The organism is Pseudomonas weihenstephanensis (assembly GCF_016812185.1).
GTDB classification, from domain to species: Bacteria; Pseudomonadota; Gammaproteobacteria; order Pseudomonadales; family Pseudomonadaceae; genus Aquipseudomonas; species Aquipseudomonas weihenstephanensis.
Map to the genome: position 1 here is coordinate 61,718 of NZ_JAAEBV010000004.1, position 15,278 is coordinate 76,995.

Annotated in this window: 11 protein-coding genes and 1 pseudogene; all 12 read left to right on the forward strand. The window is 60.1% G+C overall.

Going from position 1 to position 15,278, the window contains the following annotated elements; translation table 11 throughout:
• Nucleotides 1-121: 121 nt before the first annotated feature.
• The 12 genes and pseudogenes from GYN01_RS13935 (at nucleotide 122) to purD (ending at nucleotide 15,218) form a co-directional block, all read left to right on the forward strand.
• Complete coding sequence (locus GYN01_RS13935) at nucleotides 122-1,792, forward strand: response regulator (RefSeq protein WP_048400405.1); 1,671 nt, start codon at nucleotides 122-124, stop codon at nucleotides 1,790-1,792.
• 1,499 nt (nucleotides 1,793-3,291) lie between these two features.
• Nucleotides 3,292-3,807 (forward strand): annotated as a pseudogene (locus GYN01_RS22695) (methyl-accepting chemotaxis protein); the annotation flags it as partial.
• A gap of 124 nt (nucleotides 3,808-3,931) precedes the next feature.
• Nucleotides 3,932-5,704 (forward strand): protein-disulfide reductase DsbD, encoded by a 1,773-nt coding sequence (locus GYN01_RS13945; protein WP_203307321.1) that lies wholly within the window; start codon nucleotides 3,932-3,934, stop codon nucleotides 5,702-5,704.
• Between the two features lie 130 nt (nucleotides 5,705-5,834).
• On the forward strand, nucleotides 5,835-6,290 hold the full coding sequence (gene aroQ / locus GYN01_RS13950) for a type II 3-dehydroquinate dehydratase (RefSeq protein WP_019408789.1): 456 nt from the start codon (nucleotides 5,835-5,837) through the stop codon (nucleotides 6,288-6,290).
• Between the two features lie 25 nt (nucleotides 6,291-6,315).
• A complete protein-coding gene (gene accB / locus GYN01_RS13955; RefSeq protein ID WP_003439221.1) occupies nucleotides 6,316-6,774 on the forward strand; it encodes an acetyl-CoA carboxylase biotin carboxyl carrier protein in 459 nt (152 codons plus the stop codon).
• Nucleotides 6,775-6,791: 17 nt separating this feature from the next.
• Nucleotides 6,792-8,153 carry an acetyl-CoA carboxylase biotin carboxylase subunit gene (gene accC, locus GYN01_RS13960; protein WP_059763400.1) on the forward strand — a complete coding sequence of 454 codons (1,362 nt, stop codon included), beginning with the start codon at nucleotides 6,792-6,794 and terminating at the stop codon, nucleotides 8,151-8,153.
• Nucleotides 8,154-8,402: 249 nt separating this feature from the next.
• Nucleotides 8,403-9,281: a 50S ribosomal protein L11 methyltransferase gene (prmA, locus tag GYN01_RS13965; RefSeq protein WP_048364360.1), complete on the forward strand. Its 879-nt coding sequence runs from the start codon at nucleotides 8,403-8,405 to the stop codon at nucleotides 9,279-9,281.
• Between the two features lie 30 nt (nucleotides 9,282-9,311).
• Entirely contained in the window at nucleotides 9,312-10,547 is a 1,236-nt protein-coding gene (locus GYN01_RS13970; protein WP_203307322.1) for a DUF3426 domain-containing protein, read from the forward strand.
• A gap of 174 nt (nucleotides 10,548-10,721) precedes the next feature.
• Nucleotides 10,722-11,735, forward strand: a complete 1,014-nt coding sequence (dusB, locus tag GYN01_RS13975; RefSeq protein WP_048364362.1) for a tRNA dihydrouridine synthase DusB — start codon at nucleotides 10,722-10,724, stop codon at nucleotides 11,733-11,735.
• Complete coding sequence (gene fis / locus GYN01_RS13980) at nucleotides 11,732-12,052, forward strand: DNA-binding transcriptional regulator Fis (RefSeq protein WP_019408796.1); 321 nt, start codon at nucleotides 11,732-11,734, stop codon at nucleotides 12,050-12,052. The genes dusB and fis overlap by 4 nt, the downstream gene beginning before the upstream one ends.
• Nucleotides 12,053-12,133: 81 nt before the next feature.
• Nucleotides 12,134-13,741: a bifunctional phosphoribosylaminoimidazolecarboxamide formyltransferase/IMP cyclohydrolase gene (purH, locus tag GYN01_RS13985; RefSeq protein ID WP_048400415.1), complete on the forward strand. Its 1,608-nt coding sequence runs from the start codon at nucleotides 12,134-12,136 to the stop codon at nucleotides 13,739-13,741.
• A gap of 178 nt (nucleotides 13,742-13,919) precedes the next feature.
• Nucleotides 13,920-15,218: a phosphoribosylamine--glycine ligase gene (purD, locus tag GYN01_RS13990; protein WP_048364364.1), complete on the forward strand. Its 1,299-nt coding sequence runs from the start codon at nucleotides 13,920-13,922 to the stop codon at nucleotides 15,216-15,218.
• Nucleotides 15,219-15,278: the final 60 nt, after the last annotated feature.

Genomic DNA, 15,278 nt, shown 5'->3' on the forward strand with positions numbered 1-15,278 from the left:
AACGATTAAAAATGGCACGCTGACAGTTAATTTCAAGCGGGGACTCGTGCATTTTGAAAGAGGTGCTAGCATAGAGCCACCAGTCGAACCTCAGCATGCCCCCTCACGAAGCAGTCAGGATATGACCGAGCAAGAAGACCCTAGCCGCGAGCGCCTAAAGAACCACTTTGCCCAACGGGTCATCCACCAGGCACGTCAAATTCTTGAGATCTGGCAACGCTTGCAAGGTAACGAGTGGTCCCCGCCAGACCTGGCCGAACTCAGCGAGGCGAATCAACGCCTGCTGCGCTTTGCCGAACGCTTTGAACAACCCGAGCACTCACAACTGGCCGGCGCCATCAGCGACGCACTGCAACACGTTGATGCCAATGGTGGGCGGTTGAGCAGCACGCTGATTAGCGACCTCAACCGTTTGATGCAGCGCCTGTCGCGCACCGGTTTGCGCCACGGCGATCAACTGGAGCAGACGTTCCTGCCGCCGCTGCGCAAACCCGTCTACATCTTGTTGCAAGACCTTGACCGTGCTGAACGGTTGGCTAAACAGCTGGATTTCTTTGGCCTGGGCGCGCAATCAATCTCCAGCGTCAAGGCGTTTCGCAGTGCAATGGTCGAACGCTTGCCGGCCGCGATTGTGATGGACGTGGACTTCAGTGGCGCAAACCTGGGCCTGGAGCTGGCGGCACAAGCCCAACTGGGCCTGGAGCAAAAGCTGCCCCTGTTATTTTTCAGCCTGCACGAAACCGACACCCCGACCCGTCTGGCGGCCGTGCGCGCAGGCGGGCAAGAGTTCCTGACCGGCACCCTCGAAGCCTCCAGCCTGATGGAAAAAATCGAGGTACTGACCTGCGTGGCGCAGTACGAACCGTACAAAGTGCTGATCATCGACGATTCAAGGGCGCAAGCGCTGCACACCGAGCGCCTGCTCAACAGCGCCGGCATCGTCACCCGCACCCTCATCGAACCGATTCAGGCGATGGCTGAACTGGCGGATTTTCAGCCCGACCTGATCATCCTAGACATGTACATGCCCGCCTGCACCGGCACCGAACTGGCCAAGGTGATCCGCCACAATGATCGCTACGTCAGCGTGCCGATCATTTACTTGTCGGCCGAAGACGATCTGGACAAGCAACTGGACGCCATGAGCGAGGGCGGCGACGACTTTTTGACCAAGCCGATCAAGCCGCGCCATTTGATTACCACCGTGCGCAACCGGGCTGCCCGTGCGCGCCACCTTAAAGCGCGCATGGTGCGTGACAGCCTCACCGGCCTGTACAACCACACTCACATTCTGCAACTGCTCGAAGACTGCACCTTTCGCGCACGCCGCGAAGACCGTCCGCTGAGCTTTGCGATGATCGACATCGACCATTTCAAACGGGTCAACGACTCCTACGGCCACCCAATGGGCGACCGCGTGATCAAAAGCCTGGCGCTGTTTCTCAAACAACGCCTGCGCAAGACCGATTTCATTGGCCGTTACGGCGGCGAGGAATTCGCCATCGTCATGCCTGACACGGATCAGGAGGCCGCGCACAAAGTGCTGAACACCATTCGCCAGCGCTTTGCCGAAATCCATTACCCGGCGCAACCGACCGATCTGTGCTGCACGTTCAGCGCAGGCGTGGTTGAACTCAAGGACGACACTGACGGCCTGATCATGGCCTCGCAGGCGGACGAAGCGCTGTACCGCGCTAAAAATAATGGACGCAATCTGGTCGAGCGCTACCACCCGGCAAGGCCAATTGCCACTATTTGCATGGAATTGCAGGATTCCGTCACATCGCTGTAACGCCAGTGCAATAACTTCAGCCGCTTCTCAATGCGTCGTAGGCAAAATCCCACATGCGCCTGAAGCTGCTTACCAACCTCAATACGGCGTTGCTGGTCGCCGTCTGCCTCGCTCTCGGCGCTACGTTGTGGTGGTCGCAACACGCGCTGGAGCGGCCATTTTTATTGATGGAGCGTTACGTCAACCTGTCACAGCAGTTCCAGAATCAGGTCGCGCGCAATATTGAAGATTATTTGGCCAGCGGCGATGCCCTGCGTTTAAGCGATGCCACGACGGCGCTCGACACGCTGAAAACCGAGTTAGCCCCCTTACCGCCCGCACTGGCCAGCGCCTTGCGCCCCAGCCTTGAAAGCCTGAGCACCTACAGCAACAGCGAGCTGCTGGCGGCGGGCAAACTGGCCGGCGACCCGCAAGCGTTGCTGATTCAGGCCGAGCGCGAGCTAGGCGCCACTCTGGAGCAACTCGCCCAGTACGCCAGCCAAGGCTCAGCCCCCGCCGCACAGGACTATTTAAGCCCTCTGGTTAAGGCGTTTCAGCACGTGACCACGTTATCGCTGAGCCGCGAAAAACTGGTGAGCAGCGGGCGCAGTGAACTGGCCTCTGACGTGGAACGCGAGTTGGCAACTCTCCAGGCTCAAGCCCACACCCTCGACGCACTGCCCTTGCTCGGCGTCAGTGCCAAAAGCGCCTCGGCCAGCGATGATTTTGCCGCCCTGATGGGGCTTGAGTCCCAACAGAGCGGGCAAGCAGAGGACGCTGCTGTCAGCCTCAAGCGCGAGCTCAATAATCTGCTGAACCGCTACCCTGGCGAACTTAAACGCACGCAAACACAAATCGAACAACGCACACAACTGGCCGCAGCCACCCATTTGAAACTGGACGCGGTGCAACAGGCCATTGCCGGGCTTGAGCCGGTGGTGCGCGCCGAACACGGGCAGATCCAGCAAGAAGTGCGGTTGATTCAAGCCGTGATGATCGCCCTCATCCTGCTGATCGCGCTGTTGATCGACACCCTGCAACGCAAGCTGGCCAAGGTACTGACGCACCTGGCGCCGATGCTCGGGACGTGGGCGCAAGGGGACTTCAGCCGCGATATTCAACTGGGCAACACCAACCGCGAGTTGCACGACATTCAGGCTTCACTCAATCGGCTGCGCACGTATCTGGTCAATCTGGTCGGCACCTTGCGCGTAAACGCCGAACAAGTGGCGGGCAGCAGCCAAACCTTGGCCGAACTGAGCAACGGGCTGCACAGTGGCGCCGAACGGCAAGCGGGGGACACGGCTCAAATCCGCGATGCGCTGGGCGAACTGGAAGCCACGATTTCTCAAGTCGCCGGGGACGCCAGCCAAGCGGCCGATGCCAGCCGCAGTGCCGGACTGGCCGTGGCGCAGGGTCAGCGCGTGATCGGTCAAAGCCTGACCGGCCTGCATGCGCTGGTGGGCGAGGTGCAAGGCAACGCGCAAATGATCGAGCAGTTGGCCGAAGAGTCCGCCACGATTGGCGGCGTGTTGACGGTGATTCGCTCGATTGCCGACCAAACCAACCTGTTGGCGCTCAACGCCGCAATTGAAGCCGCCCGCGCAGGCGAGATGGGCCGCGGCTTTGCCGTGGTGGCCGAAGAAGTGCGCACCTTGGCGCAGCGCACAGCTGGCGCCACCGGGGAAATTCAAACCTTGATCGGCGGGCTGCAAGCAGCCGCGCGCCAATCGGTAGAAGGCATGCGCGCCCAAGTGGTACACGCACAGGCGACAGCACAACAGGCTCAGGCAGCGGACGGCGCACTGGATGAAATCGTCGGGGCGATTGCCACCATCGCTGACACCGCGGTGCGCATTGCCGACGTCACCGCGCAGCAGAGTGGCGCGGTCAGTGAGATCCGCGATCACAGTGAACGCATTCACCAATTGGGCGACGACAACCTGCAACGCATCGGCCAGGGCCGTGATCAGGGCGAACGTTTGCTGGTGCTGGGCGGCGAGCTGAACGCCGCCGTCCAAGCGTTTCGGGTGTGACCCCGTAGCCGCGCGACCGACGGCGAAGCGCTCGTAACGGCCACAGGTTTACGTGCTCGAAGCTGACCTGCACAGTGTTTCTCAGTCCGTTATCATGGCCGCACGTTTGATTTGCGAGATCACTATGCGCCGCCTGCTTTTGCTTATGTGTTTACTCTTCGCCGTGCCAGCCCTGGGCGCGGGGTTGCTGGATAACCGACCCAGCGCCACGCTGGGGGCGATCAATAACAGCCGCGATTTCCTGCCGGTCAGCGAGGCGTTCAAGCTCAACCTGATCCAGAGCACCCCTGAAAACATCAAGCTGCGCTTTGTACCGACCGACGGTTATTACCTGTACCAACACCGTTTCGCGTTCAAGGCCGAGCCTGACGATGTGGCTCTTGGCCCGGTGCAATTGCCGCCTGGCGAACCCAAGCATGATGAGTATTTCGGCGATGTGCAGGTCTATCACGGCATCGTTGACGTGGACGTGCCACGGGCGGCCAACGATCCACGGGCGTTCACGCTGGTGGTCACCTATCAAGGCTGCGCCGACAAGGGCTTGTGCTACCCGCCCGAAACCGTGCGCCTGAATATTGAAGGCACGCCAGCCGCCGACACCGCCACTCCCGGCGCCCCGACTGCGTCCTGGAGCTGGCGCGAGCTGGCGATCTTTTTCCTGGCGGGGCTGGGCCTGACCTTTACCCCGTGCGTGCTGCCCATGCTGCCGATTCTGTCGGGGGTGGTGTTGCGCGGCCAGGTCGGCGGGTGGCGCGGTTTCAGTCTGTCGCTGGCTTACGTGCTGCCAATGGCTGCCTGCTTTGCCCTGCTCGGCGCGCTGATGGGCATGTTCGGCGCTCAGCTCAATCTGCAAGCCCGCTTGCAGTCCGCCTGGGTGCTGGTGCCGTTCGCGATGTTTTTTGCGGTGTTTGCGCTGGCGATGTTTGGCGTGTTCGAACTCAAACTGCCACGCGCCCTCAGCAATCGCCTGGACCGTGTGGCCAATAACACCCAAGGCGGCTCGTTGTGGGGCGCCGCCGTACTGGGTGTGATCTCCAGCTTGCTGGTATCGCCTTGCGTGTCGGCGCCGCTGGCCGGTGCGCTGCTGTATATCAGCGCCAGTGGCGATGCATTGGGCGGCGGCTTGAAGTTGCTCGTGTTAGGGCTGGGCATGGGCACTCCGCTGGTGATCGTGGCCACCGGCGGCGCGGCCTGGCTGCCTAAAAGCGGACCGTGGCTGGTCACGGTGAAAAATGCCATTGGCGTGTTGCTGCTGGGCTTGGCCATCGGCCTGCTCAGCCGCGTTCTGCCCGGCCCGGCCACCTTGCTGTTGGTCGGTTTTCTGGCCGCCGGGGTGAGCCTGTTTCTCGGCACGCTGGAATTTATCGACAAGTCCCCTCGCCAGCGTCTTGCGCAATTGGTGGGCCTCTTCCTGCTGGTTTATGCGCTCATGTGTTGGTATGGCGCATTAAGCGGCCAGGGCGATCCCCTCAAACCTGGACCTGGCCAGACCCCTAGCGCAACCCAGGGCAGCGCCGCACAACCCGCCAGCCAATGGCTCACTGTCAGCACCCCGGCACAGCTTGACGCCGCACTGGCCCAAGCCAAAGCCGCAGGGCAACCGCTGTTGCTCGACTGGTACGCCGACTGGTGCATCAGTTGCAAAGTAATTGAGCACGAGGTGCTGAACAACCCGCGTGTGCTGGACTTACTCAAAGGCTATCAACTGGTGCGTTTCGACATCACCGCCAGCAACCCCGAGCAACGCGCCCTGCTCGACCGCTACCAACTGTTCGGGCCTCCTGCACTGATGTTCTTTGACAAAAAGGGCTCAGAAATCAGTGACCAACGGGTCATTGGCGAGATCAATGCACAAGACTTCGCCGAACGTGTCGTCAAGGCGAATGACCAGATCTAGCACCCGAGTCACAAACTTTGCGCGAACATCGGTCATCGTGCTGGCTATTGCAGTTAACTGGACAGCGATTATGCTTTTGGGCATAGTCGCCCGGCACTGACAACTGCACACAGATAATAAGGAACAGCACATGGCGACTTTCCTGGTGCTACACGGCCCCAACCTGAACTTGCTCGGAACCCGCGAGCCGGGCGTCTACGGCGCCACGACGCTGGCGCAGATCAATCAGGATCTGGAACAACGGGCCCGCGAAGCCGGTCACCATTTGCTCTACCTGCAAAGCAATGCCGAGTATGAATTGATCGACCGGATTCACGCTGCACGCGATGAAGGCGTGGATTTTATTTTGATCAACCCGGCGGCGTTCACCCACACCAGCGTGGCATTACGTGACGCGCTGCTGGCGGTGAGCATCCCATTCATCGAAGTGCATTTGTCTAACGTGCACAAACGCGAACCTTTCCGCCATCACTCCTACTTCTCCGACGTTGCGGTAGGTGTGATCTGCGGCCTTGGCGCCAGCGGTTATCGACTGGCCTTGGAGGCCGCCCTGGAACAGCTTGAACTACAAGCTAAACGCCCCTGACCGACCCATTGGGAGTTGACGATTCATGGATATCCGTAAAGTTAAGAAACTGATCGAACTGCTGGAAGAGTCCGGCATCGACGAGCTGGAAATTAAAGAAGGCGAAGAGTCGGTACGCATCAGCCGCCACAGCAAGACTCCTGCTCAGCAGTTCTACGCCCCGGCTCCAATGCAAGCGCCTGCCGCAGCGCCAGTGGCTGTTGCTCCGGTTGCCACCGTGACTGAAGCCCCTGCTGCACCAAAACTGAACGGTTTTGTGGTCAAGTCGCCAATGGTCGGTACGTTCTACCGCACCCCGGCGCCTACCTCGCCTGCCTTCGTTGAAGTGGGCCAGACCGTCAAGGTCGGCGACACCATTTGCATCGTTGAAGCGATGAAAATGATGAACCACATCACCGCTGAAAAAGCCGGTGTTATCGAGTCCATCCTGGTAGAAAACGGTCAGCCGGTTGAGTTCGACCAACCGCTGTTCACCATCGTTTGAACCACGGGGAGCCAACGATGTTGAAGCCTCAGAAGAAGCTGGAAAAAGTCCTGATCGCCAACCGTGGCGAGATTGCTTTGCGCATCCTGCGGGCGTGCAAAGAAATGGGGATCAAGACGGTCGCGGTGTACTCAACTGCCGACAAAGAGCTGATGCACCTGGGCCTGGCTGACGAAACCGTCTGCATTGGTCCGGCACCGGCCAACCTGTCTTACCTGCACATTCCGGCCATCATCGCGGCCGCTGAAGTGACCGGCGCCACGGCGATTCACCCAGGCTATGGCTTTTTGGCTGAAAACGCCGATTTCGCCGAGCAAGTCGAAAAATCCGGCTTTGCCTTCATCGGCCCTAAAGCTGACACCATTCGCCTGATGGGCGACAAGGTATCGGCCAAGCACGCCATGATTGCTGCGGGTGTACCTACGGTTCCAGGTTCTGACGGCCCACTGCCTGAAGACGAAGAAACCGCGCTGCGTATCGGCCGTGAAGTCGGCTACCCGGTGATCATCAAAGCCGCTGGCGGCGGCGGTGGTCGCGGCATGCGCGTTGTACACCGCGAAGAAGACCTGATCGAAGCGGCCAAGCAGACTCGCGAAGAAGCGGGCGCCTGGTTCAGCAACCCGATGGTCTACCTCGAAAAATACCTGACCAACCCACGTCACGTGGAAGTCCAGGTTATTTCTGATGGCCAGGGCAATGCGATCCACCTGGGCGACCGCGATTGCTCGCTGCAACGTCGTCACCAGAAGGTACTCGAAGAAGCGCCCGCACCGGGCATCGACGAAACCGCACGCGCCGAAGTGCTGGCTCGCTGCGTAAAAGCATGCGTCGACATCAACTACCGTGGCGCGGGCACCTTCGAGTTCCTGTACGAAAATGGTCGCTTCTACTTCATCGAGATGAACACTCGCGTGCAAGTAGAGCACCCGGTGTCCGAAATGGTCACTGGCATCGACATCGTTAAAGAGATGTTGAGCATCGCCGCCGGTAACAAGCTGTCCTTCACCCAGGCTGACGTGAACATTCACGGTCACTCGCTGGAATGCCGGATCAACGCTGAAGACCCGGCGACGTTCATGCCCAGCCCAGGCATGGTCAAGCACTTCCACGCGCCTGGCGGCAATGGCGTTCGCGTCGATTCGCACCTGTACAGCGGCTACAAGGTTCCGTCCAACTACGACTCCCTGATCGGCAAGCTGATCACGTGGGGCTCGACCCGTGACGAAGCCATGGCGCGCATGCGCAATGCCCTGGACGAAATCGTGGTCGACGGGATCAAAACCAACATCCCGCTGCACCGCGATCTGGTGAATGACGAAGGCTTCTGCAAAGGCGGCGTCAACATTCACTACCTGGAACACAAACTGGCTAACCAGTAAGTTTGTGCCCTGATCAACAAAGCCGCTTTCGAGCGGCTTTGTTGTGTCTGGCAATCGCAAAAATCGCAGGCTGCGATCTGTTGAGCGTTAAAAGATCGCAGCCAGCACCCGCTTCTACCCATATTCTGCGATTACCGTCAGCAGCGTTTTTCATCGCTTTTGATTACCCGTCACGCCCCTGCTCGCGTAAACTTGCGCGCTTCTCGCAGCCCGACGGCTGCACACTTCTATTTTTCAAAGGTGCCCGCCATGCCTTGGCTGCAAGTACGCCTCGCCATCAGCCCGGAACAAGCCGAAACCTACGAAGACGCGTTCCTCGAAGTCGGTGCCGTTTCGGTCACGTTCATGGATGCCGAAGACCAACCGATCTTCGAACCTGAACTCAATACCACGCCACTGTGGTCGCACACCCATTTGCTGGCACTGTTCGAGGGCGGCACCGAAGCCGAACTCGTGCTGTCCCATCTGGCACTGCTGACCGGCTCACCACTGCCAGAACACCACGCCGAAGTCATCGAAGACCAGGACTGGGAGCGCAGCTGGATGGACAACTTCCACCCGATGCGTTTCGGTCAGCGCCTGTGGATCGTGCCAAGCTGGCACGCCGCACCGGAGCCGGGCGCGGTGAACCTGCTGCTTGATCCGGGCCTGGCCTTCGGCACTGGCACCCACCCCACGACCGCGCTGTGCCTTGAGTGGCTCGACGGCCAGGACCTCAAGGACTGCAACGTGCTGGACTTCGGTTGCGGCTCGGGCATTTTGGCCATTGCGGCCCTGCTGCTGGGCGCCAAAGAAGCCGTCGGCACCGACATTGACGTGCAGGCGCTCGAAGCCTCCCGCGACAACGCCGGCCGCAACAACATCGACCCAGCCCTGTTCCCGCTGTACCTGCCGCAAGACTTGCCGCACGTACAGGCTGACGTGCTGGTCGCCAACATTCTGGCTGGACCGCTGGTCGCACTGGCGCCACAACTGTCCAGCCTGGTGAAACCGGGTGGCCGCCTGGCACTCTCCGGTATCCTCGCCGAACAAGGCGATGAAGTGGCCGCGGCCTACGCTCAGGACTTTGATCTGGACCCTATCGCCAATCGCGATGGCTGGGTGCGCATCAGTGGTCGTCGGCGCTAGAATGCACGCCTGTCTAACCCGGATGGCCGCATGAGCGATAGCTTCGTAACACAGTGCCCCCATTGCCAAACCAGCTTTCGCGTCAGCCATTCTCAATTGAGCATGGCCCGTGGAGTGGTGCGCTGTGGCGCCTGCCTGCAAGTGTTCAATGCCGCACAGCAATTGCTCAACAAGAGCACTGAAACAGAGCAGCAGCCTGTCGCTGCCGCCCCTGTTGCAGTCGTGCCCGAGGCCGTCGAGCCACCCGCCAGGCCCGAGCCGATCAGCCAGACGCAATGGCAGGCAGGCGAACTCGACCTCGAGCATCTGGATCTGGACAAAGAGCTGGCCAAGCTTGAGGAGCTGGAAATTCAGCCCAGCAAAAGCTTTGGCCAGCCGCACACACCTAAAGAAGACACGCTGAGTGCGCACCGCGAAAGCGACACCGGCGAAGACAACCCTTGGCCCGACAGCCTGTTCAGCGACTCGGCCGCAGAGCGCGCCGACACCTCGGCATTGGCGCAAACACCGGCTGAGCCGACGAAACCCGGTCGCACCGAGCCGTCACTGTCACGCGATCTCGAGGAGTCCGATGACACGCCGCCCCTTGAGCATTCGCGGCAAGAGGAGCAAATGCCGCCGTTGAGGCCTATGTCCGCTGTGGATGACGATGACGACGAGCCAATCGCCGCGCCGCCTCTCACCAAGGGCAAACGCAAGCGTAACGAACCGGGTGTACGCGAAGAACTGCTCCAGGACTTGGTCGATGACCCGCTGCAACTGGATTGGCAAAAGCGCAGTACGCCGTGGGGCAAGCGTCTGCTGTGGCTATTGCTGGCGTTATTGGCTGGCGCCGCACTGGCCGGGCAATACATCGCGGGCCACTTCGAAGAGCTGGCCCGACAAGACCAATATCGCCCGCTGTTTCAGCAACTGTGCCCGACGCTCGGCTGCACCGTGCCATCCAAAGTCGACATTGATCGCATCAAAAGCAGCAACCTGGTGGTGCGCAGCCACCCAGAGTTCACCGGTGCGCTGGTGGTGGACGCGATCCTGTACAACCGCGCGCCGTTCTCGCAACCCTTCCCGCTGCTGGAACTGCGCTTCGCTGACCTGAACGGCAAAATGATCGCCAGTCGTCGCTTCAAACCCGGCGAATACTTGGGCGGCGACCTGGCCAAACAAGCCGAAATGCCGCCCCAGACGCCAATCCATATCGCCCTGGACATCCTCGACCCAGGTCCGAAAGCCGTGAACTACAGCCTGAGTTTTCATTCCCCGGAATGATCCCCTGCGCGCCGGGTGGCAAACGACACGCCTGAAGGTTGTCGTTTGCCATTGGCTTTATGCCTAAATTGTTCAAAAAACATCCAACCCAGCCTTTATCCAGTCATCGAGAGCGGGTATCATGCCAACCCTTTTTCGAACTCCCAAGATCCGGCCCCACAACAGGGAAGTCCTATGTCGGCGGTACGCATCGGCCCATATACATTGCACAACGGTTTGATTCTCGCCCCGATGGCGGGAGTCACCGACCAGCCCTTTCGTCAGCTTTGTCGACGGATGGGCGCAGGCCTGGTTGTTTCGGAAATGGTCACCAGTGACATGAGTCTCTGGAACAGTCGTAAATCGCGCCTGCGCATGATTCACGACGGTGATCCCGAGCCGCGCTCGGTACAGATCGCCGGCGGTGATGCGCAAATGCTGGCAGACGCCGCCAGGGCCAATGTGGAACTGGGCGCACAGATCATTGATATCAACATGGGTTGCCCGGCAAAAAAGGTCTGCAACAAGGCCGCCGGTTCCGCCTTACTGAAAGACGAAGCATTGGTGAACGAGATCCTGCAAGCCGTTGTGGCTGCGGTTGATGTGCCGGTCACCTTGAAAATCCGTACCGGCTGGGACCGGGACAACAAAAACGGCCTTACGGTGGCCAAGATCGCCGAACAGGCAGGCATTACAGCACTGGCGGTACACGGCAGAACCCGTGCCGACCTTTACACCGGCGAAGCCGAATACGACACCATCGCCGCGATCAAGCAGGCCGTGTCGATACCGGTCTTTGCCAACGGCGACATCGATTCACCCCACAAAGCCCGTCATGTGTTGCACGCGACCGGCGCTGATGGACTATTAATTGGCAGGGCGGCTCAAGGGCGGCCCTGGATTTTCCGCGAAGTTGATCATTTTCTGCGAACCGGCCAGCTGTTGCCGGCACCGCCGATGAGCGAAGTGGAACGTATTCTGCTAGAGCATCTGGCCGCCTTGCATGCCTTCTATGGGGAGGTATTGGGCGTACGTATTGCCCGCAAGCATGTCGGCTGGTATCTCGCAACCTTGCCGGGCGCCAAGGAGTTTCGCGCCCACTTCAATCGTTTAGAAGACACGGAAGCACAATGCGCCAACGTTCAGGCGTTTTTCGCCGAACGACACAAGAGCCTGGGGACAGGGGACGAAGGATGGGTGGCCGCATGACGATGATGACCGAGACATTAGTGAGTGGAACAACGCCCGTGAGCGACAACGTCAATTTGAAACAGCACCTCAATACGCCGAGCGAAGAAGGCCAGACCCTTCGCGGGAGTGTCGAAAAGGCGCTGCACAACTATTTCGCCCACTTGGAGGGCGCTGAAGTCACGGACGTATACAACCTGGTACTTTCCGAAGTCGAGGCCCCCCTGCTCGAGTGCGTCATGAACTACGTCAAGGGCAACCAGACCAAAGCCTCCGAGATGCTGGGCCTCAACCGCGGCACGCTGCGCAAAAAACTCAAACAGTACGATCTGCTGTAAGCATTCAATCAAACCTGAAAGGCGTCCTCGTAAAACGGGCCGCCTTTTTTGCTGACTCCTTTGCTTTTGATGGAAATCGAGATGACCGATCAGACTACCCGCCTGCCGATCCGCCGCGCTTTAATCAGCGTTTCCGACAAAACCGGAATCCTTGATTTCGCCCGTGAACTGGAAGCCCTCGGCGTCGAGATCCTGTCCACTGGCGGTACGTTCAAGTTGCTGCAAGACAACGGCGTGGCCGCAGTTGAAGTCGCCGATTACACCGGCTTCGCGGAAATGATGGACGGTCGGGTGAAAACCCTGCATCCCAAAATCCACGGCGGCATCCTGGGCCGTCGCGGCATTGACGACGACATCATGAACGAGCACGGCATCAAGCCGATCGACCTGGTCGCGGTCAACCTCTACCCGTTCGAAGCCACCATCAACAAGCCGGGTTGCGACCTGCCTACCGCCATCGAGAACATCGACATCGGCGGCCCGACCATGGTCCGTTCGGCGGCTAAAAACCACAAAGACGTGGCCATCGTGGTTAACGCCAGCGATTACGCCAACGTGCTGCAAAACCTCAAAGCCGGCGGCCTGACCTACGCTCAGCGTTTCGACCTGATGCTCAAGGCCTTCGAACACACTGCTGCCTACGACGGCATGATCGCCAACTACCTGGGCACCGTGAACCAGGCCGCCCAAACCTTGAGCACTGAAGACCGCGGCCAATTCCCGCGCACCTTCAACAGCCAGTTCATCAAGGCGCAAGAAATGCGCTACGGCGAGAACCCGCACCAGAAAGCGGCGTTCTACGTTGAAGCCAAGCCTGCCGAAGTCAGCATCGCTACCGCGACTCAGCTGCAAGGCAAAGAGCTGTCGTTCAACAACGTGGCCGACACCGACGCTGCGCTGGAATGTGTGAAAAGCTTCGTCAAACCGGCGTGTGTGATCGTCAAGCACGCCAACCCGTGCGGCGTAGCCGTCAGCCCGGACGCCGAAGGCGGCATCCGCCAGGCTTACGAACTGGCGTATGCCACCGACACCGAGTCCGCATTCGGCGGCATCATCGCCTTCAACCGCGAGCTGGACGCCGAAACGGCCAAGGCCATCGTTGAGCGTCAATTCGTTGAAGTCATCATTGCCCCGTCCGTAAGCGCCGAAGCACGCGCCATCGTCGCCGCCAAAGCCAATGTACGCTTGCTGGCCTGTGGTGAGTGGAGCGCAGATCGTGCACCGGCATGGGACTTCAAGCGCGTCAACGGTGGTTTGCTGGTGCAAAGCCGTGACATCGAAATGATCGGCAGCGAAGACCTCAAAGTCGTCACCCAGCGCGCACCCACCGAGCAAGAGATCAACGACCTGATCTTCGCCTGGAAAGTGGCCAAGTACGTGAAGTCCAATGCGATCGTTTACGCCAAGGGCCGTCAAACCATCGGCGTGGGCGCGGGCCAGATGAGCCGCGTAAACTCGGCGCGCATTGCGGCCATCAAGGCCGAACACGCGGGCCTGCAAGTGCAAGGCGCGGTCATGGCGTCGGACGCTTTCTTCCCGTTCCGTGACGGTATCGACAACGCCGCCAAAGCCGGTATCACGGCCGTGATCCAGCCGGGCGGCTCGATGCGTGACAACGAAGTGATTGCAGCTGCCGACGAAGCGGGTATTGCCATGGTGTTCACCGGCATGCGCCACTTCCGTCATTAAGCATTATTGAAGGCGCCGCATAGTCTGTAGCCGCTGCCGCAGGCTGCGATAAGACCCGAAGGGTCTTCAGCGATCTAAACATCCTGCAACCGCTTCGCGGTTGATCGCAGCCTGCGGCAGCGGCTACAGAGCCTGACGTGCGCCCCACAGAATTCAGCGTCATCCGAGGTTTTTTGAAATGAATGTTTTGATCATTGGCAGCGGTGGCCGCGAACACGCACTGGCCTGGAAAGTAGCTCAGGACCCCCGTGTCGCCAAAGTATTCGTTGCCCCTGGCAACGCCGGCACCGCCACCGAAGCCAAGTGCGAGAACGTCGCCATCGACGTGCTGGCCCTTGAACAGTTGGCCGACTTCGCCGAGAAGAACGTTTCCCTGACCATCGTCGGCCCCGAGGTGCCATTGGTAGCGGGCGTGGTCGATCTGTTCCGCGCCCGTGGTCTGGACTGCTTCGGCCCGACCGCTGGCGCTGCCCAGCTCGAAGGCTCCAAAGCGTTCACCAAAGATTTCCTGGCGCGTCACAAGATCCCGACCGCCGACTACCAGAACTTCACCGAAATCGAACCGGCGCTGGCGTATCTGCAAAAAGTCGGCGCGCCAATCGTGATCAAGGCTGATGGCCTGGCCGCCGGTAAAGGCGTCATCGTTGCCATGACCCTGACCGAAGCCGAAGACGCTGTGCGCGACATGCTCGCGGGCAATGCGTTCGGCGACGCCGGTTCGCGCGTGGTGATCGAAGAATTCCTCGACGGCGAAGAAGCCAGCTTTATCGTGATGGTCGACGGCAAGAACGTGCTGCCAATGGCCACCAGCCAGGACCACAAACGCGTCGGCGACGGCGACACCGGCCCCAACACCGGCGGCATGGGGGCTTACTCCCCTGCCCCGGTGGTCACCGCACACGTTCACCAACGTGTGATGGACCTGGTGATCTGGCCGACCGTGCGCGGCATGGCTGAAGAAGGCAATGTCTACACGGGTTTCCTGTACGCAGGGCTAATGATCGACAAAGCCGGCAACCCGAAAGTCATCGAATTCAACTGCCGCTTTGGCGACCCCGAAACCCAACCGGTGATGTTGCGTCTGCAATCGAGCCTGGTGCTGCTGGTTGAAGCCGCATTGGCTCAAGCACTGGACAAGGTTGAAGCACAATGGGACCCGCGCCCCAGCCTGGGTATCGTTTTGGCAGCAGGCGGCTATCCTGGCGACTACGCTAAAGGCGCGGTCATTCACGGACTGGACGCCGCTGCAAAGCGCGAAGGCAAAGTTTTCCACGCCGGCACGGCGCTGAATGCCGCAGGCGAAGTGGTGACAGCCGGTGGTCGCGTGCTGTGTGCTACGGCGATGGGTGACACGGTCCAGGCCGCTCAGGAGCACGCGTACGCCTTGGCCAAAGCCATCGAGTGGGACGGCTGCTTTTACCGTAACGACATTGGCTACCGCGCCATTGCACGCGAACGCGGTGAAAACAAGGAGTAAGCCATCCTTATGGATAGGCAGGGGTGCCCAACCCTTGCCTAACCATTCCAGCGCCGCGCA